Here is a 26,307-nt window from a genome sequence, read left to right as displayed (position 1 = left end):
CAATCGATAAATCGCGCGTCATCTGCGGAAGAATAAAAATTCCGTCCTGTCAACTTATGCTGATGATTCGAGTGTGAATATTATGTCTGGCAATGTGATTGGATTAACTGCGGTTGCTGTACTGGGCGGGTGTGCCGTGGCATTACAGGGCCAGTTTATGGGCGTGATGGAAAAAAGCGTCGGCACCACCGGTGGTATTTTCATTAACTACATGAGCGGTGCCGTGCTGGCGATCGTGCTGCTCTTCACACTTCGCGATGGCAGCACGCGAGCGTGGATGGCCGTGCCCTGGTACGCGCTAACCGCCGGCGCGCTCGGACTCGTGATCGCCGGATCGATCGGCTATACCGCTTCGCGGCTCGGTCTGACCACGGCATTCACGATCATTGTGGGCACGCAGTTCATCGTGTCGCTATTGCTCGACCAGTTTGGCTGGCTTGGCGCGACCGCGCGCCCAGCGGACCTTACGCGACTGACCGGCGTGGGCGCGATCATTTTCGGCGTCTGGCTCACTTCGAAGTAGCGGCTCAGCAGACAAGCGAGCGCATCGCCCGCTCGCCGAAACCGCGTCTTGCAACGGACGCAGTTGCCAACCCGATCTTTCATGAACACCTGGACGTGCCGCGCGGCGCATTGCCGGGGCACGCGCGCGGCGTCGTGCCGGGCATTGCGAATGCATGACAGGTTACGACGACTTCAACTCTAAAAGAAAGCAGGAGGCCAAATGTCCCCTAGCGATGTGGCTATTGATCTGATTCTCAACACGGAAAATGTCATTGCGTATCGTGCCGAGCGTTATATCGAAGTAAAACCCGGCCGACGTTCACCCATTCACATTAACTTCAAGAATATGCTGCCGCATAAGCCAGTCAGGGAAACGCTGGCCAATCTGTTATCCGAGCAGATGGCGAAGGACGGCATTGATTATGTATGTGGACTGGAGAGCGGCGGCAGTTATTTTGCGTCGCGTTGTTCGGACAATCTGGCCGCCCCGCTGTCGCTTTATCGGAAGGACGAAAAACGGCATGCGGAAGGTGGCCGGCTGGTGGGCAGCGATCCCAAACACGGCAGCAAGATCGCGATTGTCGACGACACGCTGGTGTCAGGGCGGACGGTCGAGCCGGTGGTCGACTACCTGCGGCAGTTCGCGAGCGAGATTCATTTGTACACGATCCTGAGTTACGGCCTCGACGCGCTCATCAAGCACCGTTTGCGGGTGACGAAGATCACGTCAATTGCGCAGATTGGCTGCCTTGTGCGCGCCGCTGTCGAGAACGGCAAATTCGGCCTTCAGGATGCCGAAGAGATCGAACGATTCATTGAAAAACAGGCAAAGGAAAGCGGAGTAAATTGATATGAGCCAGGACATGATTGTTGTACTCGATTTCGGTAGCCAGTACACGCATTTGATCAAGGTTGCGTTCGACTCGATCGGCGTGCCCACGGAAATCGTGCCTGCGGATCTGAAGTATCGCGACTACGTTCGCGACGGCGGGCGGCAGTTGAAGGGTGTGGTGTTTTCGGGTGGCGCGTCTTCGGTGAAGCTGAACGAGATTGCCTTCGACCGTGATTGGCTCGAAACCGGTTTGCCGGTGCTGGGGCTCTGTTATGGGCACCAGTTGCTGGCGAGTCTGTACGGTGGCAGCGTCGGCAAGGAGCAGTCGGAGTTCGGCGACACCAAAGTGGATGTGCTCGAAACGGGTGAGCTGTTCGCGGGTGTGGAGCAACGGCAGATTACCGTGTGGATGAGTCACAACGATTCGGTGTTGTCCGTACCTGACGCGTTCCGCGTTATTGCGCGCAGCGCGAGCGGCGCGATTGCGGCGCTCGAAGATCCCAAGCGGCGTTTGTACAGCTTGCAGTTCCATCCCGAGGTGTCGCACACCGAATCCGGTACGGCGATGCTGAGCAACTTTGCATTGCGCATCTGTGGCGCGCAGCCCGCGCAAAAGTGGACGCCGCAGGCGTTCGTCGAGCAGAGGATTCCGGAGATCAGGGCTTTCGTCAAGGATCGCCGCATCATTGTGGGTTTGTCGGGCGGCGTCGATTCGTATGTGATGACGAAGCTGATCCGGCGCAGCGTCGATAAGGACCAACTGGTTGCGATTTATGTCGATAGCGGCTTGATGCCCACTCAGACTGAATTCGAAGTCGAACGATTCTGCGCCGACAACGATATCCATCTGCAGATCATTCGCGAGGCCGATCGATTCTTCGGGGACCTGACCGGCGTAACCGAGTCGTTCCAGAAGTGCAAAGTGATCGGGAAGGCGTTTATCGATGCATTTGAAGTGGTGGCCAAACAGCAGCGCGCCGAAGTGTTCGCGCAAGGCACGATCTGGTCGGACGTCGTGGAGAGCGGTGTCACAAAGTTCTCTTCGCAGATCAAGCCGCACCACAATGTCGGCGGGCTGCCGGAGCGGCTGAACTTCGACATGCTGGAGCCGCTTCGTTATCTGTTCAAGGATCAGGTGCGCAAGATCGGCGCGTACTTCGACCTGCCCGACTATGTCGTGCATAAGAAGGTGTTTCCGGGTCCGGGCTTTGCCATTCGCGTGCAGGGCGAAGTGACGCGTGAGCGGGTCGCGTTGGTCCGGCAGTCCACTGAAATTGTCGAGGATGTGATCAACAATTCGCCCGTGTCGCGCGACGTGTGGATGGCGTTCAGCATTCTCGTCGATGTGCCGAGCCTCGGCGTGAAGGGCGACAAACATGTGAAGAACGAACAGGCCATTGTGATTCGCGCGGTGGAGTCGACCAACTCGATGACCGCGAATTTCTCGCGCAAGGTATTCCCCTACCTGGCCGAAATATCAAAGAAGATTACCGACCAGATGGAGATTGGCCGGGTCGTCTACGACATCACGGACAAACCGCCCGCAACGATCGAGTGGCAATAAGAACGACGCGCCGAACGGGCGCGCAATAAAGACCGGGCGCCTCGCCGGATTGGGCGGGGCGTCGTTAGAGAGCGTCAGAAGGAGAAGGGGGAGCAATCATGGTGAGCCTGTTGAATCGGATCGTTTCCGGCGGACAAACCGGCGTCGACCGCGGCGCGCTGGACGCTGCATTGGAGATGCAATTTCCCTGCGGTGGATGGTGCCCAGCGGGAAGACTGGCGGAGGACGGACCGATACCGGACCGGTATCCGTTGACCGAACTTCCGAATGCAGGCTATGAAGAGCGGACACTGCAGAATCTGCTCGATACCGACGGCACCGTGGTGATTCACTTCGGCAGTTTGAGCGGCGGTACGCTCGAAACCTGCGAATGGTGCGTGGCGCGCGGCAAGCCGGTGAAGATCATCGACGCTGCTACAACGCTGCAAGCTGCCGCGGCGGAAGAAATCGGACGGTTCGTCGAACGATATAACATCGAAACGCTGAACGTGGCGGGGCCGCGGGCCAGCAAGGCACCTCAGGCCCAGCAATACGCCCGCGAGGCTGTCACGTTGATGCTGGAGCGCTACGTTATGCCGTTTCTGAAGTGACAGGTATGAGTGGCGACGGCAAGCGCGGTGTTGTGTACGCAGGCTTCGGCGTGCTGATTCTGAGCGTGGACACCTTGCTGGTCCGCCTTGTCGGTCCGGTCGATCCGTTTCAGATCGTGTTCTGGCGCGGCGCACTCATGTTCGCCGCCAGCGTGGCGGCGTGCAGCTGTTTTGCACGTGGAAGAACCCTGCTGGCGAGCTCCATCAAGCAAGGCCTGTTCTGGATGGCGTCGCTTTGCTATGGAACGGCCTCGCTATTTTTTGTGTATGCGCTGCGTCTTACCGATGCGGCAAGCGTGCTGTTCATCATTTCCGCCGCGCCGCTGTTTGCGGCGCTGCTGTCTCGTATCGTGTTGAACGAACAGACGCCCGCGCCGACCTGGCTGGCGATGCTGGTCGCACTCGGTGGCGTCGGCCTGGTTCAGCATGGCAGCATCAGCGAGCTGCAGACGTCGGGCAATGCAATGGCGGTGGCGAGTGCATTGGCGATGAGTGCCGCCTTTGTCGTGTCGCGCAAAAGCGAGGCGAATATGACGCTGGCGCCAGCCGCGGGTGGCCTGCTGAGCGCATGCGCGGTTTTACCATTACTCGATCGCGTGGCCTTTGCAGAAGCATCGCAATGGCACTGGATGGGCATTGAGGCAGCCGTGGTGGTGCCGATCGCGTTCGGCCTGATCGGTCTGAGCACGCGCTTTCTTGCGGCACCCCAGCTTAGCCTGCTGCTATTGCTCGAAACCTTGCTCGGGCCGGTATGGATCTGGCTGGTCCTGGACGAACGACCTTCGGCGTTCGGTCTGATCGGCGGCGCCGTTGTTCTGCTCGCGCTGGCATTTAACCTCTTCATGTTGGCTTCGCGCTCGGGGCCAGCGCCACAAGACCGCCGTGCCGCTCAGGATTCGTCGCAGGGTGCGGCGGTTCAGGTTGGCGGCGCTCGCCAGGATTGCGATTGACGTACCCTGACAAAATCGTTTACTGTCGATCCATGGACTTCCACTCGATTCCCTTCGCTGCCGTCACCACCACGACGACCACCTTCACAGGCGGGTCGTCCGGAGGTTGTGCACGCTAGAAGCAGGAAGCTGTGGCAGACCACCGAAGGCCCCGCCGGAAACGGACGGGGCCTTTGGCGTTTCTGGACCTCCGTTTGCGGCATCGATCCGCAGTATGTGCAATTTCAAGCCAAATGGAGCGTCACCGTGAACGACATCGATCATCGCGTACTGGGCAACAAACTCGACCTCTTCCATCAGCAGGAAGAAGGCGCCGGCATGGTTTTCTGGCACCCACGCGGCTGGGAGCTTTACCGCGTGCTGGAAGACTACATTCGCGCCCGCATGCGGCGCGCGGGCTTTCGCGAGATCCGTACGCCGCAATTGCTGGCGCGCTCGCTATGGGAGAAAAGCGGCCATTGGGAGAAGTTCGACGCGGCGATGTATTCGTTTTCCGAGGCGGAGCGTGGCCCTGTGGAACACGGCGATGCGGAACAAGGACGGGCGTTGTGCCTGAAACCGATGAGTTGCCCGTGCCATGTGCAGGTGTTCAACCAGCGCGTGCGGTCGTATCGCGAGTTGCCGGTTCGTTACAGCGAATTCGGCGCCTGTCATCGTGACGAACCGTCGGGCTCGCTTGAAGGGCTCAAACGTACGCGTGCATTCGTGCAGGACGATGCGCATGTGTTCTGCACGGAGGCGCATATCGAAGCCGAAGTCGGCCGCTTCTGTTCGCTTTTGCGTGCGGTCTATGCGGACCTCGGTTTCCCAGGCTTCAAAGTCGCGCTTGCCACGCGGCCGGCGATGCGCGCGGGCGACGATCAAACGTGGGATCGTGCGGAGGAGGCGCTGGCCAATGCCGCGCGTGCCGCGGGGCTTGAATTCGATGTACTCGAAGGAGAGGGCGCATTTTACGGCCCGAAACTGGAGTTTCATCTGACGGACAGCCGTGAGCGCAGCTGGCAATGCGGCACGATCCAGCTCGATTTCGTGCTGCCCGAGCGGCTCGACGCGGAGTTCGTCAACGAGCGTAACGAGCGCGAGCGGCCGGTGATGATTCATCACGCGGTGCTCGGCAGCATGGAGCGTTTCATCGCGATGCTGCTCGAACATCACGAAGGATGGCTGCCGGCGTGGCTTGCGCCGGAACAGGTTGTGGTCGCGACGATTAGCGATGCAAACGCGGCTTACGCGCAAGAAGTGATGCAGGCGCTCGAAGACGCCGGCATCCGGGCGCTGCTCGACGGCCGGCCTGAGCGGCTCGAAAAGAAGATCGTGGATGCCCGTGAAAAGCAGGTGCCGATTTTCGTCGCGGTGGGCTCGCGCGATGAGCGTGAACGGACGATCAGCATTCGCCTGCGCGACGGGCAACAATCGACGCTTGCGCTCGCGGCAGGCGTCGAACATTTGCGATTGGCCGCGCTACCGCCTCCGTTGCGATCCACGCTATGACGGATAGTCCATCACCGGTTGGCGAGAGCTTGCCGCTGGTGATGGCGCCCCTTAGATCTCCAATACCCCCGCCGCCATGAAGCCGCCATCCACCGGCACGGTCTGGCCGTTCACATACGACGCTTGCTCGGAGCACAGGAACTGGACTACGGCGGCGATTTCCGCGGGGACGCCGTAGCGCTTCGCCGGCACCGCGCGCGTGTAGTTGTCGCGTGCGACCTGCGAATGCAGATCGAGCGTCATCGGCGTGTCGATCGGTCCTGGCGCGACGCCGTTGGTCGTAATGCCGTATTCGGCGAGCTCGATCGCCATCTGTCGAGTGAGTCCAACCACCGCGGCCTTCGACGTGCCGTAGGCGGTGCGGCCCGAACTTGCCCGCAAGCCGCTGACCGAGGCGATATTCACGATCCGCCCCCAGCCGGTCTTGCGCATCAGCCGCGCGGCATGCTGGCCGCACAGCATGGGCCCGGTGACGTTCACGTCGAAGACTTTGCGCCAATGCTCGACCGGGTAGTCGAGAAAAGGAAATGTCTTCGCGATGCCGGCATTGTTCACCAGAATGTCGCAGCGGCCGAACTGGCTCTCGATGGTGTCGAACGCGGCGTCGATCGATGCGGGCACCGACACGTCAAGCTGCACGGCATATGCCTCGTGACCGGCGGCACATAGCGAACCGGCGAGATCGTTCGCGGTATGCGCGTTGATGTCGCCGATGAAGACGATATGCCCAGCTTCAGCAAGCTGCTGCGAGATGGCCGCGCCGATGCCCGCACCGCCGCCGGTGACAAGCGCGACGCGCGGATGAGTGAGGGCAGACGGGGTACGGCGGGAAGTTTCAGTATTCAGATTCACAGCGAACTCTCGAATGATCGGAAACAGCGGAAAGAAATCGGCTTAAACAAGCTTTGAAAAAAGACTTCGAAGCACGCGCATCAATGCGCATTCACGTCAGGAATCCAATCGACAGCCACGGCACGAAGGCGACCACCAGCAGCGCGATGAACAGCGCGCCGAGATAACCCCATACGCGGCTCACAACCCGATCCGGCGACACTTTGCCGATCGCGCACGCTGCATAGAAACCCACGCCCATTGGCGGTGCGAACAGGCCGAGGCCCATCGACAGGATCACGACCATCGCGTAGTGCACGTCATGAATGCCGAGCGCTCGCGCCACTGGAAACAGAAGCGGGCCGAACAGCACGATCGCGGGAATCCCTTCGAGCACGCTGCCGAACACCACGAACAACACGATCGACACGCACAGAAACGCGCGCGGACCGCCCGGTATCTGTTCCATCGCCGCCACCAGCGAGGCGGAGAAGCCCGATTGCGTGAGCGCCCATGCCATCGCGGTGGCCAGACCGATGATCAGCAGAATGGCGCCCGACAAACTGGCGGTGTCGAGCAGCAGGGAATAGAAGCGGCGCCATTCGATCCGGCGTCCGCACAGATGCAACAGCACGCCAGCGATCAGCGTGTACGCGATACCAATGGTCGACACCTCGGTGGCCGTGGCCGCGCCTTCGATCACCACCACGCGAATCAGCATCGGCAGCGCGAGCGCGGGCAGGGCGATCACGAAGGTGCGCAAAATGGTGCGTAACGGCGCGCGCGTGCTGTTGCTCGCCGGTTCGTGCCGCGCACGCCGCCAGCAGACGAAGCCGATCGCGATCGTCGCGACCACGGCCGGCATGATCCCGCCAACGAACAGCGCGGTGATCGACACGCCGCACACCGCGCCGATCGTGATCAGCACGAGGCTCGGTGGAATCGTTTCGGTCATCGCGCCGGTTGAGGACAGCAGTGCGACCAGTTCCTCGGGTTTCGCGCCGCGCCGCTGCATTTCCGGGAACAGCGCCGGTGCAATGGCCGCCATGTCGGCCGCTTTCGCGCCGGAGATACCGGACACCAGAAACATCGCACCGAGCAGCACGTATTGCAGACCGCCGCGCACGTGGCCGAGCAACGCGGCCATGAAGTCGATCAGGCAACGCGCGAGCCCGCTCAATTCAAGCAACGCGCCGAGCAGCACGAAGAGCGGCACCGACAGCAGCACCAGGTTCGCCATCCCCTCATCCATGCGGCTCACAACAATGCCGAGCGGCGCATGCGTCATCAGCACCAGATAGGCAAGCGTCGCGGTGCCGAAGCTGAATGCGATCGGCACGCCGCCCGCCACGCACAAGCCCACCAGCACGACGAAGAACACGATCAGGTTCAGGTTGCCGAGCGCGAGCAAATAAGGTTGCGCGATCCACAACGCGGCGGCGATCGCCCCCGCGGTGAGCAAGGCGCCCGCGAACTGTGCGGGACTCACTTCACGCGCGATACGGGCGAGCGCCGCCATCAGCATCAACGCCGCGCCGACCGGCAACGCGGCGCAGCGCCAGCCGTCCGGCAACTGCAGGGCGGGCGTGCTGACCGGCATCTGCAGGTTCATGTGCTCGATGGCCGGCGTGATGATCAGCGCGACGAAGGTGCAGACCGTGAGCGCGCTGACCGCTTCGAGCCAGCCGCGCCACTTCTCCGGCAAACGCGTGACGATCGCGGTGAGGCGCATATGCGTGCCGCGATGCAAGGCGAGCACCGCGCCGAGCATGGCCAGCCAGCTGAACAGGATCGACGCGAGTTCGTCGGACCAGATCAGCGGCTGGTTCAGCCCATAACGAAAGATCACGCCGCATAGCAGAATCACCGTCTCGGCGACCACGAGGCAGGCCGCCACCGCGCCTACGCCGTGCATCACCCAATCGACGGCCGTCGTCAGGCCGCGCGCGAGCCAGCCGTCGTTTTCCAGTTTCTTCGTCAAGGTCAGATGCATGGCGCGTCAGGCGAGCTTGCCGGTGTATTTTTCGAGGGCGGTCCACGCGTCGTCGCCGAACTTCTTGTGCCAGTCGGCGTAGAACCCTGTTGAAGTCAACTGGCTGCGGAACGCATTGATGTCGACGTCGTTGAACTGCAGGCCCTTCGCTTTCAGCTCGGGCATCAGTGAGGCGTTCAACTTTGCGACGTCCGCGCGTTCCTGCATGGCCGCATCGTTGACGGCGTTCTGCACGATGCTCTGCAGGTCTTTCGGCAGACGTGCGAACGATTGCTTGTTCGCGAGGAACCAGAAGCCATCCCACATGTGATTGGTCATCGAGCAATACTTCTGCACCTCGTAAAGCTTGGCTGCGGTGATGGTGGCGAGCGGATTCTCCTGACCTTCCACAACCCGCGTTTGCAGCGACGAATACACCTCGGAGAAATTGATGCTGGCCGGCGACGCACCGAGTGCCTGGAACATCGAGGTCCAGATCGGACTCATCGGCACGCGCAGCTTGATACCTTTCAGGTCGCCCGGCAGGTGGATGGGTTTGGTGCTGGTGGTGGTTTGGCGGTAGCCGTTGTCCCAGATCTTGTCGAACGCGAACACCGAAGTTTTCGCAATCTCCTGGCGCACGCGCGCACCGAGTGCGCCGTCGAGCGCGGCCCACACCTGGTCGTAGTCCTTGAACGCGAAGCCGACGCCGGTGATCTGCGCGGCCGGCACGAGGGTGCCCAGAATCAGCGGCGACAGCGTGAAGTAGTCGATCGCGCCCGAGCGGACCTGCGAGAGCATGTCGGTATCGCTGCCCAGCTGGTTGTTCGAATACACCTGAAAATCGACCCGCCCTTTGCTTTCCGACGCAATGCGCGCCGCGGCTTCCTTCGCGCGGATGTTCATCGGATGGGTGGCGGGCAGGTTGTTCGCGTACTTGAGGGTGAATTCGGCGGCGTGCGCGGAGCGGCCGTGCAGACCGGCGAACGACGCCGCGGCGGCAAGAGAAGCGCATTTGAGAAAGTCGCGCCGGGTGGTAACGCTCATCGTCTGTCTCCTGGGTTTTATGTTTGCCGCTTCGAGGGCTGGCGGATAGCTCAAAGCAAATTGGATGCCATTCGACGGGAGCCTGATGGGTATTAGCGTCAAGGCGGTAAGGGCGGGTTATTGCCAGGCTGCGGACGCCGTGCAGGTGTCGAGCGAATGCGACACCTGTCGCATGCTTTGTGTCGCACGTGGGCGGGGCGTGGAGCGGCGGGTTCGAGCGTGGGGTGAGCGCGGGATTAGCCGCCGTTGCCTGGCTTGCCACGCATTGGCGGGGCATTTCGCGTCACGCGTGCTGTTGCCGGCTGGATCGTGGTCGTGATCGAGGGGGCGGCCTGGCCTGGCTTTTGCATTAAGAGCCGTCTAAAGAGCCTTCATTCCCAAGCCAAGGAGTTGTTCGCAATGCAACCGACCATCATCGGATGGAGCCATATCCCGTTCGGCAAACTCGACGCGCTGGACATCGAGCGCATGATCGCCGACACCGCGCTCGGCGCGCTCGACCATGCCGGCGTCGAAGCCGGTCAGATCGATTCGATTCACGTGGGCACGTTTAACGGCGGGTTTGTCTACCAGGACTTTCCGTCGGCGCTCGTCTTCAACGCGATTCCCGAAATGCGCTTCACCTCGACCGTGCGCTGCGAAAACGCGTGCTCGACCGGCTCGGCCGCGGTGTACTCCGCGCTCGATGCGGTGCGCTCGGGACGTTCCGCGTGCGCGCTGGTGATCGGCTACGAAAAGATGACGAGCCTGCCGACCGCCGAAGTTGGCAAGGTCCTGCAGAAGTGCTCGTATGCGAGCGAGGAGGCGGACGTACCCGGCGGATTCGCGGGCATCTTCGGTCAGCTCGCGCAAACGTATTTCGATCGCTATGGCGATCAGTCGGACGCGCTGGCGGCGATTGCCGCGAAGAATCATCACAACGGCGTGTCGAATCCGTATGCGCACATGCGGCGCGATTTCGGCTATGACTTTTGCCGCACGCCGTCGGAGAAAAACCCGTTCGTCGCCGGGCCGCTGAAGCGTACCGACTGCTCGATGATCTCGGACGGCGCGGCTGCCTTGATCATTGCGTCACCGGACATCGCGCGGCGTGCACGTCACGCGGTCGAGTTTCGCGCGACGGTGCAGGTGAGCGACTACCTGCCGTTGTCGCGGCGCGATCCGATCGCGTTCGAAGGCGCGCGGCGCGCGTGGCAGCAAGGCCTGGCGCAAGCCGGCATGACGCTCGACGATCTCTCGCTGGTCGAAACGCACGATTGCTTCACGATCGCCGAGCTGATCGAGTACGAAGCAATGGGTCTCGCCGAGCCGGGGCAAGGCGCGCGCGTGATTCTTGACGGCGTCACCACGAAAGAAGGGCGTTTGCCGGTCAATGCATCGGGCGGACTGAAGGCAAAGGGGCATCCGGTCGGCGCGACCGGCGTATCGATGCACGTGATGGCGGCGATGCAGGTCAGCGGCCAGGCCGGTGCGATGCAGATTCCAAATGCGCGCACGGCCGGCGTTTTCAACATGGGCGGCGCGGCCGTGACCAATTATCTGAGCATTCTCGAAGCACGCCGCTGAAAGGCATCCCATCACCCGGACTCACCATGCGTGTCTCTTCCCTTCTCTTTCTTCAAAGCACTGGCTTATGCTGACCACCGTCATGAACCTCGGGAATCTGCTGACCGACGCAGCCCGGCGTCACGCCGATCAACCCGGCTTCATTCACGCCGAACGCAGCGTGAGCTGGCACGACATCAATGCGCGCGTCGACGCGGTCGCGCACGGTTTGAGCCGGCTCGGCATCGGCAAGGGCGACAAGATTCTCGTGCATTCTCGCAACAACCTGGCGCTTTTCGAAAGCGCGTGGGTCGCGTTCAAACTCGGTGCCGTGTGGGTGCCGACCAACTGCCGGATTACCGCGGCGGAAGCGGCATATCTCGGCGAGTCGAGCGGTGCGGCGGCCATGATCTACGAAGCCGGTTTCGACGCCCACGTCGATGCGGTGCGCGCGGTATCGCCCGCCCTGCAGCATGTGATCGCGATCGGCACGCCGCGGGTGGGCGAACTCGCCTACGAGACGCTCGCGCAACAGATGGACGCACCGCCGTTCGCCGCGGTGGACGTGGACCGCGACGACCCACTGTGGTTTTTCTATACGTCCGGCACCACCGGGCGCCCGAAAGCGGGTGTGCTAACGCATGGGCAGATGGCGTTTGTACTGACCAACCACATTGCCGATCTGATGCCCGGCTTGACGCACGAATCGCGCTCGCTGGTGGTGGCGCCGCTATCGCACGGCGCGGGCATTCACGCGATGGTCAACGTCGCGCGCGCGGCGGCGAGCGTCCTGCCGGCCTCGGAGAAGCTCGACGCAGAAGAAGCGTGGGCGCTGGTGCAGGAACATCGTATCGATAACATGTTCACCGTTCCGACTATCGTCAAGATGCTGACGGAGCACGAATCGGTGGACCGTTACGATCACAGTTCGCTGAAATACATGATCTATGCCGGCGCTCCGATGTATCGCGAGGACCAGAAGCATGCGCTGCGCAAGCTGGGCAAGGTGCTGGTGCAGTACTACGGGCTGGGCGAAGTGACCGGCAACATTACCGTGCTGCCGCCTTCGCTGCATACCGCCGACGACCAGGCCACCAACAGCCGCGTCGGCACCTGTGGCTACGCGCGAACCGGCATTGAAATCGGCATCCTCGACCACGAGGGCCATCGCCTCGCGGCGGGTGCGAGCGGCGAAATCTGCGTGCGCGGCCCGGCGGTATTCGTCGGCTATTACAACAATGCAGAAGCGAACGAAAAGGCCTTCCGCCACGGCTGGTTCCATACCGGCGATCTGGGGCATCTCGACGAACAGGGCTTCCTGTACATCACCGGACGTTCGTCGGACATGTACATCTCCGGCGGTTCGAACGTTTATCCGCGCGAAGTCGAAGAAGCGATTCTCACGCACAAGGCCGTCCAGGAGGTCGCGGTGGTCGGCATGCCGGATCCCAAGTGGGGGGAAGTCGGCGTTGCGGTAGTGGTGCGGCGCGAAGGCTGGGCGCTCGAGGAGGACGCCTTGCTGACGCATCTCGAACCGCATCTCGCGCGCTACAAATGGCCTAAACGTTGCGTGTTCTGGGAGGCGTTGCCCAAGTCCGCCTACGGCAAGATCGTCAAGAAAGATATCAAGGCCTTGCTGGCTGCGCCGCAAGAAGCGGTGACGGCGGAGGGGATGGCGGCCCGTTGACGTGTTCTTGAGCTTGCCGGCGCGCCATCTGCGGTCTACCGTCTGCTGGTGTCGCGCCGGGCGGCAACAAGAGCTACGCGTAAAACGCTGACGGCACCACGCCGAAATGCCGTTTGAACATCGCCGCGAAAGCGCTTTGGCTCGTGTAGCCATGGTCCAGCGCGACCGCGATGATCTTCTCGCCATGCGCGAGGCGCTTGAGCGCCAGCAGAAGCCGCGCCTGCTGACGCCAGCGACCGAACGTCAGGCCGGTCTCGCGCTGAAACCAGCGGTGAAACGTCTTCTCGGAGACATCGAGCGTGCTGGCCCATGCACCGATGGTGCGATTGTCGTCGGGGGCGGCGAACAGGCTGTTGCATACCTCGCGCAAGCGCTGATCGATTGGCCACGGCAAATAGAGCGGCAGCGACGGCACCGCATTCAACTCCGCCAGCAGCAGGCGCATCAAATGATCGTCGCGCGAGCCGTCGGTGTAGTCCGGCGGCACGTCGATCGCCGCGAGTATCAGCTCGCGCAACAGCGGATGGACTTCGACCACGCAACTGCGAGTGGGCAAATGCGCGGTCGCGCCGGGTTCGACGAACACCGTGCGCATTTTCACATCGCCACTCATCTGCACCGAATGATCGACCTCGGGTTCGAGCCATACGCCACGCGTGGGCGGCACGACCCACGAGCCGGTTGCCGATTCGATCAGCATCACGCCTTCGATCGCATAGAGCAATTGCGCGCGCCGATGACGGTGCGGCGCAATCACGGTGCCGTGCGGATACCACGCGGCCATGGCCGACACCGGCATGGGCGTGCTCTCGAACGGCACATGCGCGCCGGGTGCGGTGGGCGTTTCAGTGTGGTGTGCCGCGGGCATTGGAGTTCGCGCGTTCATTCGTGGTGTTGCCCTTTATCGGATGGTTGACCGTTTCGCGACAGATAAAGACCTTTTGGCGTGAGACGGACCTTGCGTGCGAGCGCAAGAATGCATGTCACTTCGGAGCCCCCGATTCCTTGTCGACAATCAGCCAGAGCGTGATATGAAGAAATCGTATTTCCTGTTTCCCTTTGTGGCAATCCTGCTGTGGGCCGGTAATGTCATCGTGTCGAAGCTGTCCGCCCATACCATCGACCCGTCGGCGATCACGTTCTACCGTCTGTTGCTCGCGGTCGCGCTGATGAGCCTGTTCACACTGAAGCCCGCCTGGCGCAATCGGGCGGCGATCGTGCCGCAACTCCCGAAGCTCGCCGTACTCGGTTTTCTCGCGATGGCCTTGTTCCAGAGTCTCTCGTATGAAGCGGCCAAGACCACCACGGCGACCAACATGTCGATCATCACGGCGCTCGTGCCGCTGATGACGATGGTCGCCAGCACGCTGCTGCTCGGCGAAGCGCCAACCACGGGTATGGTGGGTGGCGGGATTCTGTCGCTGGCCGGCGTGGTGTATCTGATCACGCAAGGCAATCCGGCAATGCTGCTTGCCAATGGCGCACATCTCGGCGATCTGCTGATGATTTTCGCCGCGCTTGCGTATGCGCTGTACGGCGTGTTGCTCAAGCGCTGGCACGTGGGGTTGCCGTCGTGGCAATCCACCTACCTGCAGGCGCTGTTCGCGTTGCTGTTCATGCTGCCGATGCTGCTGCGCCTGCCGGCCGCCGAAGCTGTGCCGACGCGCGCGAGCGTGCCGCTGATCCTGTATGCCGGCGTGCTGGCCTCGGTGGTGCTGCCGTTTCTCTGGATGCAGGGCGTCAAGCATCTCGGCCCGAATCGGTGCGCGCTATTCATGAACGTGCTGCCGATCGCCACCGCGTTGATCGCCATTGCGATGCTCGGCGAAACCTTGCATATGTATCACGTGCTCGGCGGCGGTACCGCGCTCGTCGGCGTGATCGTTGCGCAAATGTTCAAACGGCCTGCGGCGGAAGCGGCCACGGCGCGGGAATGAACCATCGCGATAGGGTTCGACGGCGCGCGTGTTCCGGCGGACGCGTCGCCGCCTCGCCGTGTCGAGGCATCCACTCAGCCGTGATCCGCCATCAGCATGTCGCTGCCCAGGTCACGCACGTGCGGAATGCGAAACTGCCTGAGCTTGCGATAGAGCGACGCGCGGCAAATACCGAGTTCGCGCGACGCGGCTGAGATATTCCAGCGACTGGCGGACAGCGCGCGCAGAATGTTGTCGCGCTCGCTGGGCGGCGCGACGGGCAGGCGTGACGCGTCTGCGAACCGCGCACTATGCGAGGTGGCGTGCCCGCCGCTCTCCCGTGAGGCGGCGAACGGTTGCGGCGTTGCCTGAAACGCGGCGTGATACGTCGAGCGCAGACCGATATGGCTGCTCACGCCTTTACCGGGTTGCACATTGGCCGGCAGGTCGCCCGCGCGAATCAGGTCGCCGCTCTTCACCGCGCAGGCATACTGAAGTGCGGCACGCATCTGCCGCAGATTGCCCGGCCATTTGCAGTGCAACAGAATTTCGCGTGCTTCGCTGTCGACGTTGCGCTCGAGCGTCATGCCCGGTGCTTCACGTTCGAGGATCGATTGCAGCAGCCATGCGCGGTCGTGCCGTTCGCGCACCGGCGGCAGATGCACGATGCCCACCGCGATCCGGTAATAGAGATCTTCGCGGAACGTCCCTGCTTCGACGTGCGATTCGATATTCTGATGCGTCGCACAGATCAGCTGGAGGTCGACCGCGATCGGTTGGGCTGAGCCGATCGGTGTCACTTCGCGCTCAGACAGCGCGCGCAGCAGGCGAGTTTGCTGCGCTGCGGGCATATCGCCGATTTCATCGAGGAACAGTGTGCCGCGATGCGCAAGCACGACCTTGCCCTTCATGCCGGTCGACAGTGCGCCGGAGAACGCGCCACGTGTATAGCCGAATAGTTCGCTCTCGATCAGATTCTCAGGGATCGAGCCGCAATTCACCGAGACCATCGCTGCCTGCCGGCGGTTGCTGTAGCCGTGCAGCGCACGCGCGAGATATTCCTTGCCGGTGCCGGTTTCACCGAGAATCAGAATGGGAAGCTGCCGGTCGATGAGCAGGCGGGCACGCGCCAGCGTGGCCAGCATCGTAGGATCGTCGCCGCATAGTTGGCCAAGTGGCAGCCCCGATGAGCGAGATGAGTCTGCACGGGCGCGGTCCAACGGGTCGTGGGCGGTCATGGCATCTCTCTTTATGTATCTGATTGGCAGGATCGGCCCGGCTTGTGGCCCGGCGGATCGGAAAAACTGCCAGCGGTTTGTCTCCGAAACCAAGCATAGTGCGATTCATTAATAGTCTCCAATACATTATGATGCGACGACTGATACCGGTAAGGTATAAGTCGAATTCCTTTTGCGGACTTTGGGCGGACTTGGGGCTGGCATGGAGCTGAGGCAAATACGTTATTTCGTCGTACTTGCGGAGACCTTGCACTTCGGCCGGGCGGCGGCACTGCTCAATATCTCGCAGCCGCCGCTGTCGCGGCAGATTGCCTTGCTGGAGGCGGAACTGGGCGTCGTGCTGCTGGATCGCACGCGCCGCAGCGTGCGGCTCTCGGCAGCGGGGCATCGCTTCTATCGCGACGCCAAGACGGTGATGGCGACCGTCGACCAGGCGCGCGGCCATGCGCGTGCCGCCAACCTCGGCGAGGAGGGCACGCTGATGGCGGGCTTCATGTTCGCGGCCGCGTACAGCATCGTGCCGGCGCTGACGCGGGCGTACGCATCGGCCTTTCCGCGCGTCGAGCTGAAGCTCAGCGAAAGCATTCCCACCTTGCTGGTGGCCGAGATTCGCGCCGGCAAGGCCGATGTCGGCATCATGTATCCGTCGGACTCCGCAGTCGAACTGGAGACCCGCACGATTTTCAGCGAGCAGTTGGTCGCCGCCTTGCCCGAAGGACACCGGCTTGCGACACGGGCGGCGATTTCCATTGCCGAGTTGCGCGACGAATGGTTCATCATCTCTCCGCATGCAGCTTCGCCGTTCATCTACAACACGATCGTCGAACATTGCCGGCGTTCGGGGTTTACGCCACGTATCCGCCTCGAAACCAATTTCCAGCAGACCATCGTGAACCTCGTCGCGCAGCAACTCGGCGTTGCGCTCGTGCATAGCTCGATGCGCAGCACGCACGCGGACAACGTCAGGTTCGTGCCGTTGCAGCATGCGCCTTATGTCGACGTGGCGCTGGTGTGGAGTCCCGATACCTTGAATCCGTGCGTGGCACGGTTTGTCGATATCGCCGCGCAACTGGGCTTGGTCGGTACGCGATCAGGCAGCTAGCGCGCAGCCCGGCTGCATGACATACGCACGACACCTGTAGCAGCGCGCGCGACAGATGTTGCGCACCGGCCGGCAGGTTCATCCGCGCTGAGGCCTGCCGGGCCGTGTGCGTTGCGCATCGCGTTCCAATGGCATTGAAGTTGCTAAGAACGGGTGTCGTAATTTACCTGACCCTTCCATGACGTCAAAGACAGAAGCTTTCCGCCATCCAGGCGCAGCCGCTCACCCGCGGGTGCTGGCCACGGTAGTGCGGGAACCGCGCGAACTGCGCGTTGAAATACCCAGCGGATGCAACGCCGGCACGGTGCTGCGCGACTTGATGTTGCAGCACGGTTTCTGTGGCGCGACTGGCCGGATCTGTAGCGGCTCGGCGCGCGCGCTGCAGTACCACGTCGTCATCAAGGCCGCGCAAGGCGAGCGGCCTTACATCTACGGCACCCCTAACATGGAGAACCACGAAGTCGCGTTGCTTCACGGCGCGGTAACGATCGGTAAGGACCGTGCGGGCAGCGTCGCGCTGCATTGCCACGGTGCGTTCGTGGGCGGTGACGGGCGGCTGCACGGCGGCCACGTGATTCTCGATCGCCTGGAGGTGGGCCGCGAGCCGCTGGTGTTGCGGCTCTGCGCGTTTGCACACGGTGGCTTCACGCAATACGTCGACGAGGAAACCCGCTACACCTTGTTCGGACCGACGATGGAGGATGCCGCATGACTTCGCTATCCAACTCGTCGGAGGTCAAACTCGAAGCCGGCAGTTACGGACGCACGCTGATCGCACGGTTGAAGCCGAATGAAGACATCGTCGAATCGCTTGAGCGGCTGTGCGCGCAGTACGGCATCGGCCGCGCGGTGGTGCGCAGCGCGGTCGGCAGTCTGATTGACGGCCATCTGGCCAGTGGCACGGGCGCCGGGGCGATCACGCAGGTCGTCGAAGGACCGGGCGTCGAGATCGTGGGGCTGTTCGGCGAAGTTGCGTGTGCCGTGCCGGGTCGTGACGATACAGGCACGACGGAGCTTACGGCGATTCTGTCCGGCACGGACAGCCAGGTGTTTGCCGGGCGCGTGGTGCGCGGCACGAATCTGTCGTTCATCACTGTGGAGGTGACGCTCCAGGAGTGGCTAGCGAACGCGGAAGATCCGGCAGGAACCGTTTGAAGAAAAAATAAAACAATTCGTATGGCGAAGCAAAGCTTGCTCTCTGTGATCTGACAGAAATTTCCAATTCAAATGTGTCGAGACTGAACCTGGCAACGCCCCATAGGAAGTCAATTTTGGGGCGTTGACAATTCTTTTCCAAAAAACACGATTTCTGTGCGGTTCTCTTACCTGGGATCAACTTTCACTCCCTCCGTCTTTCGTAGAATCCTGCGGCATGCGCATTCTGGGTGCGTGTCCCATGTTGCAATGGGCGCAGCGAATTTAGCCGAAAGTTCTATGAGAGCCGGACAAGATGAAGAAAAAGGGAGCCCATAGCCGGGCGTCGATACCTATTGCGGCCGTGCTGAGCGCGTGCCTTTCCGGATGCGGAAACCTCGATGTACTTGACCCGAAGGGCAGCATTGGTGTCGCCGAAAAATCGCTGATTGGCACGGCAACATTCACGATGTTAATTGTCGTGGTCCCGGTCATTCTGATGACGCTGTGGTTCGCGTGGCGCTATCGCGCGAGCAACCGCCATGCCACGTACGCGCCGAAATGGGCGCATTCAACGGCGATCGAAGTGGTCATCTGGACTGTACCGTCCATCATCATTCTCTGCCTTGGCATTCTGACGTGGAGGACCACGCACGAGCTCGATCCCTACAAGCCCATTGAGTCGGCGGTGAAACCGATCAATGTCGAAGTAGTGGCGCTCGACTGGAAATGGCTCTTCATTTATCCGGATCTCGGTATCGCATCGGTCAATCAACTGGCTTTCCCGGTGGGTACGCCCGTCAATTTCATGATCACGTCCGACTCGGTCATGAACTCGTTCTTCATTCCGCGACTGGGCAGCCAGATCTATGCCATGGCGGGCATGCAAACGCAGCTGCACCTCATCGCGGACGAGGCCGGTGATTTTGCGGGCGTATCGGCTAATTACAGCGGCCGGGGCTTCTCCGACATGAAGTTCCGTGCGCTCGCCGTCAACCCGGAGCAGTTCAACGCGTGGGTGGAAAAGGTGAAGGCGTCGTCAGACCGGCTCGACATGAACGAATACAGCATGGTGGCGCAGCCGGGCGAGAAGGCGCCGGTGCGCTATTTCTCCTCGGTCGATCCGAAGCTGTTTAACAACATCATTGCGAAGTACAACAACGGCCACGTTCTTGATCTGCGGAACAGCAATTGCAGTACGAAGGGGTAACACATGTTCGGAAAACTGACACTTTCGGCGATTCCGTTCGATCAGCCCATCATCATGGGCGCGGGCGCCCTGATGGCGATCATTGTCCTCGCCACGTTCGGTGCATTGACGTGGTTCGGCAAGTGGAAATGGCTTTGGAGCGAATGGCTTACCAGCGTCGATCACAAGAAGATCGGTGTGATGTATATCGTGGTCGCGGTCCTGATGCTGCTGCGCGGTTTTGCCGACGCGGTGATGATGCGTTTGCAACTCGCGCTTGCCTTTGATTCGCCGGGTTATCTGCCGCCGCATCACTACGACCAGATCTTTACGGCGCACGGCGTCATCATGATCTTCTTCATGGCGATGGCGCTGATGGTCGGCCTCTTCAATCTGATCGTGCCGCTGCAGATCGGGGCGCGCGACGTGGCGTTCCCGTTCCTGAACTCGCTCAGTTTCTGGATGACCGCGATTAGCGCCATCCTGATGAACCTGTCGCTCGTGATTGGTGAGTTTGCGCAGGTGGGCTGGCTCGCGTATCCGCCGCTTTCGGAACTTCAGTTCAGTCCGGGTGTGGGGGTGGACTATTACATCTGGAGTCTGCAGTTATCGGGCGTGGGCACGCTGATTACCGCGATCAACTTCTTCGTCACCATCATCCGGATGCGTGCGCCCGGCATGTCGCTGATGAAGATGCCGGTGTTTACCTGGACTGCGCTGTGTTCGAACGTGTTGATCATGGCAACGTTCCCGATTCTCACCGTTGCGCTCGCGCTGCTCGGTCTGGACCGCTACCTCGGCATGCACTTCTTCACGAATGACGGCGGCGGCAACGCCATGATGTATCTGAACCTGATCTGGGCCTGGGGGCACCCCGAGGTCTATATTCTGGTTCTGCCGGCGTTTGGTATCTATTCGGAAGTGATCGCCACCTTCGCGAGGAAACCGCTGTTCGGCTACAAGACCATGGTCTACGCCACTTGCGTGATCACGGTGCTGGCATTCCTCGTCTGGCTGCATCACTTCTTCACGATGGGCTCGGGTGCGGACGTCAACGCGTTCTTCGGCATTATGACCATGGTCATTGCCATTCCGACCGGCGTGAAGATATTCAACTGGCTGTTCACGATCTATCGCGGGCGCCTCGAATTCACCACCCCGGTGCTGTGGACGATCGGTTTCATGATCACCTTCACGATCGGCGGCATGACTGGTGTGATGATGGCGATTCCCGGTGCCGACTTCGTCCTGCACAACAGTCTGTTCCTGATTGCCCACTTCCATAACGCCATTATCGGCGGGGTGGTGTTCGGCTACCTGGCCGGTGTTCACTACTGGTTCCCGAAGGTGTTCGGCATCAAGCTGAACGAGAAACTCGGCAAGGCCGCATTCTGGTTCTGGTTCGTCGGCTTCTATGTGTCGTTCATGCCGCTCTATGTGCTTGGCTTCATGGGCATGACACGCCGTCTGAATCACTACGACAACCCGGCCTGGCATCCGCTGCTGATTGTCGCGGCGTGTGGCGTGGTGTTGATCGCGCTCGGCGTGGTCTGCCAGGTGCTGCAGGTGGTGGTGAGCGTGCGCAATCGCAAGCTGCCGGCGTACCGCGATGTCACGGGCGATCCGTGGGACGGCCGCACGCTCGAATGGGCCACATCGTCGCCTCCGCCGGTCTACAACTTTGCCACGATCCCGGTGGTGCATGAACTCGACGCGTTCACCCACATGAAGGAAACGGGACGAGGCCTTGGCAAGGATGTCGTGTACAGCGAGATTCATATGCCGTCGAATACCAGCGCTGGGTTCTTTATCGGCATCTTCAGCCTGTTGCTGGGCTTCGCGGGGGTCTGGCATATCACATGGCTCGCGGTGGCAGCGCTCGTCGCGATCATGGCGACGGTGATCGGGCGCAGCTTCGGCGACAACGAGGGTTATTACATTTCGGCGGAGACAGTCCGGAAGACGGAAGAGAAGGGCGGCAAGGCAAGCGAAACGAAGCGTCACGAGCGGCTTGCCGCTGCGGAGGTCAACTGATGTTGCAGAAAACCAATTTTGCCGCGCTGGGCGAGCTGGAAAGCGAACACGCGCCGTCCCATTCGGTATTCGGGTTCTGGCTGTATCTGATGACCGACTGCGTGCTGTTCGCGTCGCTATTCGCGGTGTTTGCCGTGATGGCGCATCAGTTCGCGGGCGGCCCGACAGGCAAGGATCTGTTCGATATTCCGGGCGTCGCGCTGGAAACCGCCGTGCTGCTGCTTAGCAGTATCACCTACGGCTTCGCGATGCTCGGCGCACACAAACGCAAGTCCGGCGTCGTGCTCGGGTGGCTGGCAGTTACGTTTGTGCTGGGTCTGGCGTTTCTCTGGTTCGAAGTACAGGAGTTTTCGCACCTGATCGCTGAAGGCGCGGGTCCTGGTCGCAGCGCGTTCTTTTCATCGTTTTTCACCCTTGTCGGCACACACGGCTTGCATGTCACCGTGGGTCTCATCTGGATGGCCGTGCTTGCTGTACAGATTGTCCTCAAGCCGGAGATGTCCGAGCGCGAGATTACGCGCCTCACTTGCCTAAGTCTCTTCTGGCACTTTCTGGACATTGTGTGGATCTGCGTGTTTTCGTTTGTCTATCTTGGGAGCGTGCTCTAAATGGCTCATACGCAATCACTTCATGAAGAAGGGCACGGAAGTCTCTCGGGCTATATCATCGGATTCGTACTGGCTGTGGTGTTGACTGCGGCGTCGTTCGGGTTGGTGATGAATGGCATGCTCGAGCCGCGTTCCGCAATGATTGTGCTGGCCGTGCTTGCGCTTGCGCAGATCGTCGTTCATCTGGTGTTCTTCCTGCATCTGAACACGTCGTCCGGTCAACGGTGGAATGTGATGGCGCTGTGCTATACCGCGGTCGCCGCGATCATTCTGATTGGCGGCACGGTGTGGGTGATGCACAACGTAAGCATGAACATGATGTCACGCTAACTCGCACTGGCACATGCGGGATTGAGGGTTGGGGTGGCGCGCGAAACCCGGTAGGCCGTCGCGGTGCCCTGACCCTGCAGCGTTACACGACGTCGGTAAACAACCGGCCCCAACTGGCGAGTGGCGCCGTATCCACCTCCAGCATCCTCAACGCCTTCCAAACCACCGTGGCCACCGTGTCGTAAGCGGGAATATCGGTAGCCATCTCAAACGCACGCACCAGATGCGCCGCGTGCAGATTCGTGCAGAAGGTCGTCACCGCATCGGGTCTTGCAAATGCCGCCTCACGCATCATGATTGCCAACTGTGCATCCGGCACTTCAGCGAAACTGAAATTGTCCTGCAAGCCGAGGTGGCGTTCCGAGACACATTCGATCCCGAGCTTCTCGTAGTTGCGCACAATCCGTTGCTGAACCTCATCGAGATACGGCGACACCAGACCCAGCCGCCGGACACTGGTTTTGGCGAGGATTTCGTTGAGCGCCAACACCGAGGTCGTCGCGGGAATGCCGGTCGCTTCGGTGATGTGGCGGCACAACGCCTGATCGCGCTCGAAGCCGAGCCAGCCGGCCGACGTGCCGCTCCAGCCGATCACATCCACACGCGCATCCGCCAGCTGATCCGCCGCGGCCAGAATCCGGCTCGCGTCGAACTGACCGAGCGCATGCTCCGATAGCGCGATCTCCGTGACCGTGAAGCGCGCGAAGTGTGCGCTGACGTGCGGCAGTTCGCTGAGCATCGCTGCGGTCAAAGGCTCTAAAACCGTGTTCGACGAAGGCGTGAGAATGCCGAGCCGGATTCTTTCGTGTCGCATTGCGGCGTGTTCCTATGGTCCTGCGTGCGTGCGTGGCTTAGTCGGCGAGTAGTTGCTTCACGCCCTCGGCCGCTTCATGGCGAAGCCGTTCGAGATCGAGGCCCGGAATTACGCCGTTATCCACCACGACGCGACCGTTCACGACATTGTAGCGAACCCGCGCGGGTTCACCCGCCGTCACCGGCGCCACGGCTACATCATGGAAACCGTTAAAGCGCAGATCGCTGACGTCGTAAAGCACGAAGTCCGCCGCCTTGCCCACTTCAAGCGTGCCGACCGCATCCAGGCCGAGCACACCCGCGCCGCCCGCGCTGCCCCAATGAATCGTCTCTTCGACGGTGGTCGCCGACGCACCCTGCGCCGCGCGATGCACTAGCCAGGCGAAGTGCGCTTCGTTGGTCATGCTGCCGGATTCGTTCGAGGCGACGCCGTCTACGGCGAGCGACATCGGCACGCCCGCCGCCGCCATTTGCGGGGCCGGTGCAATGCCGCTGCCAAGGCGCGCATTGCTCACCGGACAGTGCGCGCAGCCGCTGCCGGTTTCGGCAAGCATGGCGATCTCGCTTGCTTGCAGATGCACAAGATGGGCGAACCAGACGTCCGGCCCGAGCCATTCGTGATCGGCGACGAACTCGACCGGCAGTTTGTTGAAGCGCTCCTTGCAGAAGTCGACGTAGCGGGTGGTTTCGGAAAGATGCGTGTGCAACCTGAGACCCATGCGCCGCGCCGCGCGCGCGACTTCGGGCAGCAATTCCGGCGGCAGTGAAAATGTGGGCGTGGTCGGCGCAACAACGACGCGACGCATCGAAGCCGCACCCGCATCGTGATAGCGCGACTTCAGACGCTCGATATCCGCCAGCATCTGATCGAGCGTTTCCGGCTTGAGCGCGACTTTGGAAAACCCAGGATGATCGCCCGCCGCCTGCAACGCGCCGCCGCGGCACAGCACGAAGCGCATGCCGAACGAGGCCGCTTCGTCGAAGAGCAGATCGCCGGTTTCCGTTGTGCCGTCCGCGTGATACAGGTAGTGGTGATCGGCGCAGGTCGTCACGCCGGACAACAACAACTCGGCCAAACCTAAGCGCGCGGCGACTCGCGCCAGATCCGGCGTGAAGCGCGCAAGCCGCGGATACGGTACAGCCGCCAGCCATTCCTGCAAATCGGCGTTGATGCCGGACGGCACCGCCTTCAGCAGGTTCTGGAACAGATGGTGGTGGGTATTCACCCAACCCGGATAGACGACGCATGAGCGCGCATCGATCACGCGTTCATCGGCGCGCGGCTCCAGATTCGGCGCAATGGTCTCGATACGGCCGTTGCGAACCCGCAGATCGACCTGGCCTAAGCGCGCCGCGCCGCCGCTCAAGCCACTCATCACCGCGGCGGGGTTCTTGATCAGCAACGCTTCAGTTTGCATGCTCACGATTCAATGTCCTCTCAGATACTTCGAAGCGGCCGCCGTTGCACAGAGGCTCGACGGCCGCGCTCGTCCTGCGGCCTCGATCGCTTATCCGCTCACTAGGATTCGCGCACCAGATTGCTATGTGTCTCGACGACTTTTTCTTCTTCGTGCGCGCCGTTCAACACCGCGTTCAGCACGACCGACACCAGACACGCCAGCACCACTCCGCTATGCAAAAAGGGTTGTGTCCAGTCGGGCATGTGCTTGAAGACTTGCGGCGCCATCACCGGAATCAGTGCGGTGGCGATCGTGAAGCCGACAATCAGCACGTTGTAGCGATTGCCCTCGAAGTCCACCTTCGCGAGCGTTTGCACACCGGCAGCCACCACCACGCCGAACATCGCGATACCGGCGCCACCGAGCGCGGCTGCGGGCGTCGACGCGACCACCGCGCCGATCTTCGGCACCAGCGCCACCACGCACATCAGCACGCCGCTGATCGCCACCACCCAGCGGCTGCGCACGCCGGTCAAGATCACGAGGCCGACGTTCTCCATGAAAGCGATGAAGGGGAACGCCGCGAACATGCCGGCAATCGCGCTCGCCAGACCATTCGCACGCATGCCGCGCACTACGTCTTCCTCGCTCACGTCCTTGTCGACGATGTCACCGATGGCGACGAACAGTCCCATCGATTCGACCATCTGCACCACCATCACGACGATCATCGTCAGCACCGGCACCACCGAAAACACGGGCGTGCCGAAGTGAAACGGCATGGGCAGCGTGAACCACGGCGCGGCGCTCACGCTCGTGAAGTTACCCATGCCGAGCGCACACGCCAGAATGCCGCCCGCGATCAAGCCGATCAGCACCGAGAGATTGCGCAGGAACGGGCCGGCAAAGCGGTTGATCCCGAGAATCACTATGGCGACGAACAGCGTGACGCTCAGGAAGGGCAACGCGCCGAACTGCTGCTGCGCAGCCTCCCCGCCACCGGCCCATTGGTACGCCACGGGGAACAGCTGCAAACCGATCACGGTCACGATGCAGCCGGTCACCACGGGTGGGAAGAATCTTCGTAAGCGTCCCACGAGGGGCGCGGCGAACATCGTGAAGAGACCTGCGCCAATCACCGCGCCGCACACACCGGCGAAGCCGACACCCGGACTCAGGCCGATTGCGATAACCGGCCCGACGCTGCTGAAGGCGACGCCTTGCAGAATCGGCAGGCGCACGCCGAACTTCCAGACGCCGACGGTCTGCAGGATCGTCGAGATGCCCGAGCAGAACAGGGCGGTGCTGATGAGGACGGTGGTATCGGCGGGCGACATCTTCAGTGCCGACGCGACGATCAACGGAACAGCAATCGCGCCGATGTAAGCCACTAGCATGTGCTGCAATCCGAGCGTGATCATCTGACGCTTCGGCAGAATCCGATCGACGGGATGTATGGCGGTGTTCATGACGTGTCTCCTTTGTCACGCAAAGCTGTCGGCTGAAGTGGGTCCCATGCAAATCACTCAC

The 26,307-nt window shown here is 61.6% G+C and carries 24 protein-coding genes; 16 read left to right on the top strand and 8 right to left on the bottom strand.

Translation table 11 applies throughout. The annotated features are described in order from the left end of the window. The first annotated feature begins 82 nt into the window (after nt 1-82). The 6 genes from BCY88_RS37630 (at nt 83) to thrS (ending at nt 5,931) form a co-directional block, all read left to right on the top strand. Nucleotides 83-523: a DMT family transporter gene (locus BCY88_RS37630; protein ID WP_120349144.1), complete on the top strand. Its 441-nt coding sequence runs from the start codon at nt 83-85 to the stop codon at nt 521-523. 201 nt (nt 524-724) lie between these two features. Beyond that, nucleotides 725-1,354 (top strand): phosphoribosyltransferase family protein, encoded by a 630-nt coding sequence (locus tag BCY88_RS37625; RefSeq protein ID WP_120349143.1) that lies wholly within the window; start codon nt 725-727, stop codon nt 1,352-1,354. A gap of 1 nt (nt 1,355) precedes the next feature. Continuing rightward, nucleotides 1,356-2,900, top strand: a complete 1,545-nt coding sequence (gene guaA, locus BCY88_RS37620; protein WP_120349142.1) for a glutamine-hydrolyzing GMP synthase — start codon at nt 1,356-1,358, stop codon at nt 2,898-2,900. 98 nt (nt 2,901-2,998) lie between these two features. Continuing rightward, a complete protein-coding gene (locus tag BCY88_RS37615; RefSeq protein ID WP_120349141.1) occupies nt 2,999-3,490 on the top strand; it encodes a putative molybdenum carrier protein in 492 nt (163 codons plus the stop codon). Nucleotides 3,491-3,495: 5 nt separating this feature from the next. Further along, nucleotides 3,496-4,440: a DMT family transporter gene (locus tag BCY88_RS37610; protein WP_120349140.1), complete on the top strand. Its 945-nt coding sequence runs from the start codon at nt 3,496-3,498 to the stop codon at nt 4,438-4,440. Nucleotides 4,441-4,686: 246 nt separating this feature from the next. After that, a complete protein-coding gene (gene thrS / locus BCY88_RS37605) occupies nt 4,687-5,931 on the top strand; it encodes a threonine--tRNA ligase (RefSeq protein ID WP_120349139.1) in 1,245 nt (414 codons plus the stop codon). A gap of 51 nt (nt 5,932-5,982) precedes the next feature. On the opposite strand, the gene BCY88_RS37600 is transcribed toward thrS, so the two are convergent. From BCY88_RS37600 to BCY88_RS37590, 3 genes are all read right to left on the bottom strand, one after another. Further along, the gene (locus tag BCY88_RS37600) at nt 5,983-6,783 is read right to left on the bottom strand and encodes an SDR family NAD(P)-dependent oxidoreductase (protein ID WP_259461651.1); all 801 of its coding nucleotides are present in this window, start codon (nt 6,781-6,783) and stop codon (nt 5,983-5,985) included. Nucleotides 6,784-6,874: 91 nt separating this feature from the next. Further along, nucleotides 6,875-8,755 (bottom strand): TRAP transporter large permease, encoded by a 1,881-nt coding sequence (locus tag BCY88_RS37595; protein ID WP_120349138.1) that lies wholly within the window; start codon nt 8,753-8,755, stop codon nt 6,875-6,877. 6 nt (nt 8,756-8,761) lie between these two features. After that, complete coding sequence (locus BCY88_RS37590; RefSeq protein ID WP_120349137.1) at nt 8,762-9,781, bottom strand: TRAP transporter substrate-binding protein; 1,020 nt, start codon at nt 9,779-9,781, stop codon at nt 8,762-8,764. A gap of 399 nt (nt 9,782-10,180) precedes the next feature. Between BCY88_RS37590 and BCY88_RS37585 the strand changes: the two genes are divergently transcribed. Both BCY88_RS37585 and BCY88_RS37580 read left to right on the top strand, forming a co-directional pair. Continuing rightward, nucleotides 10,181-11,347 carry an acetyl-CoA acetyltransferase gene (locus tag BCY88_RS37585; RefSeq protein ID WP_183081548.1) on the top strand — a complete coding sequence of 389 codons (1,167 nt, stop codon included), beginning with the start codon at nt 10,181-10,183 and terminating at the stop codon, nt 11,345-11,347. A 67-nt stretch (nt 11,348-11,414) separates the two neighbouring features. Next, on the top strand, nt 11,415-13,013 hold the full coding sequence (locus tag BCY88_RS37580) for an acyl-CoA synthetase (protein ID WP_120349136.1): 1,599 nt from the start codon (nt 11,415-11,417) through the stop codon (nt 13,011-13,013). Nucleotides 13,014-13,086: 73 nt separating this feature from the next. Here the strand turns inward: BCY88_RS37580 and BCY88_RS37575 are convergent, their stop codons facing one another. Then, the gene (locus BCY88_RS37575) at nt 13,087-13,881 is read right to left on the bottom strand and encodes an AraC family transcriptional regulator (RefSeq protein ID WP_183081547.1); all 795 of its coding nucleotides are present in this window, start codon (nt 13,879-13,881) and stop codon (nt 13,087-13,089) included. 163 nt (nt 13,882-14,044) lie between these two features. Here BCY88_RS37575 and BCY88_RS37570 point away from each other — a divergent pair, with 163 nt between their 5' ends. Continuing rightward, nucleotides 14,045-14,950, top strand: coding sequence for a DMT family transporter (locus BCY88_RS37570; protein WP_120349135.1), 906 nt, complete (start codon nt 14,045-14,047; stop codon nt 14,948-14,950). Between the two features lie 74 nt (nt 14,951-15,024). Here the strand turns inward: BCY88_RS37570 and BCY88_RS37565 are convergent, their stop codons facing one another. Continuing rightward, nucleotides 15,025-16,167 carry a sigma-54-dependent Fis family transcriptional regulator gene (locus BCY88_RS37565; RefSeq protein WP_120349134.1) on the bottom strand — a complete coding sequence of 381 codons (1,143 nt, stop codon included), beginning with the start codon at nt 16,165-16,167 and terminating at the stop codon, nt 15,025-15,027. A 202-nt stretch (nt 16,168-16,369) separates the two neighbouring features. Here BCY88_RS37565 and BCY88_RS37560 point away from each other — a divergent pair, with 202 nt between their 5' ends. The 7 genes from BCY88_RS37560 (at nt 16,370) to cyoD (ending at nt 22,564) form a co-directional block, all read left to right on the top strand. Beyond that, nucleotides 16,370-17,269: a LysR family transcriptional regulator gene (locus tag BCY88_RS37560; protein ID WP_120349133.1), complete on the top strand. Its 900-nt coding sequence runs from the start codon at nt 16,370-16,372 to the stop codon at nt 17,267-17,269. 178 nt (nt 17,270-17,447) lie between these two features. Further along, nucleotides 17,448-17,981, top strand: coding sequence for a PCC domain-containing protein (locus tag BCY88_RS37555; RefSeq protein WP_120349132.1), 534 nt, complete (start codon nt 17,448-17,450; stop codon nt 17,979-17,981). Then, a complete protein-coding gene (locus BCY88_RS37550; RefSeq protein WP_120349131.1) occupies nt 17,978-18,424 on the top strand; it encodes a PPC domain-containing DNA-binding protein in 447 nt (148 codons plus the stop codon). The genes BCY88_RS37555 and BCY88_RS37550 overlap by 4 nt, the downstream gene beginning before the upstream one ends. Before the next feature lie 295 nt (nt 18,425-18,719). After that, entirely contained in the window at nt 18,720-19,613 is an 894-nt protein-coding gene (gene cyoA / locus BCY88_RS37545; RefSeq protein WP_120349130.1) for a ubiquinol oxidase subunit II, read from the top strand. Nucleotides 19,614-19,616: 3 nt separating this feature from the next. Continuing rightward, nucleotides 19,617-21,626: a cytochrome o ubiquinol oxidase subunit I gene (cyoB, locus tag BCY88_RS37540; RefSeq protein ID WP_120349129.1), complete on the top strand. Its 2,010-nt coding sequence runs from the start codon at nt 19,617-19,619 to the stop codon at nt 21,624-21,626. Beyond that, on the top strand, nt 21,626-22,234 hold the full coding sequence (gene cyoC / locus BCY88_RS37535; protein WP_120349128.1) for a cytochrome o ubiquinol oxidase subunit III: 609 nt from the start codon (nt 21,626-21,628) through the stop codon (nt 22,232-22,234). Before cyoB ends, cyoC begins: the two co-directional genes overlap by 1 nt. Next, the gene (gene cyoD, locus BCY88_RS37530) at nt 22,235-22,564 is read left to right on the top strand and encodes a cytochrome o ubiquinol oxidase subunit IV (protein WP_120349127.1); all 330 of its coding nucleotides are present in this window, start codon (nt 22,235-22,237) and stop codon (nt 22,562-22,564) included. 82 nt (nt 22,565-22,646) lie between these two features. Here the strand turns inward: cyoD and BCY88_RS37525 are convergent, their stop codons facing one another. From BCY88_RS37525 to BCY88_RS37515, 3 genes are all read right to left on the bottom strand, one after another. After that, entirely contained in the window at nt 22,647-23,378 is a 732-nt protein-coding gene (locus tag BCY88_RS37525) for a maleate cis-trans isomerase family protein (protein ID WP_120349126.1), read from the bottom strand. A gap of 37 nt (nt 23,379-23,415) precedes the next feature. Beyond that, nucleotides 23,416-24,795: an isoxanthopterin deaminase gene (locus BCY88_RS37520; RefSeq protein ID WP_404935765.1), complete on the bottom strand. Its 1,380-nt coding sequence runs from the start codon at nt 24,793-24,795 to the stop codon at nt 23,416-23,418. A gap of 101 nt (nt 24,796-24,896) precedes the next feature. Beyond that, nucleotides 24,897-26,246, bottom strand: coding sequence for a nucleobase:cation symporter-2 family protein (locus BCY88_RS37515; protein WP_120349124.1), 1,350 nt, complete (start codon nt 26,244-26,246; stop codon nt 24,897-24,899). Between the last annotated feature and the right edge of the window lie 61 nt (nt 26,247-26,307).

The sequence above is a fragment of the Paraburkholderia fungorum genome (genome assembly GCF_003610895.1).
In the GTDB taxonomy this organism is placed as follows: domain Bacteria; phylum Pseudomonadota; class Gammaproteobacteria; order Burkholderiales; family Burkholderiaceae; genus Paraburkholderia; species Paraburkholderia fungorum_B.
The sequence above is the reverse complement of the archived record's forward strand: the minus strand, read 5'-3'. Positions and strand labels throughout refer to the sequence as shown.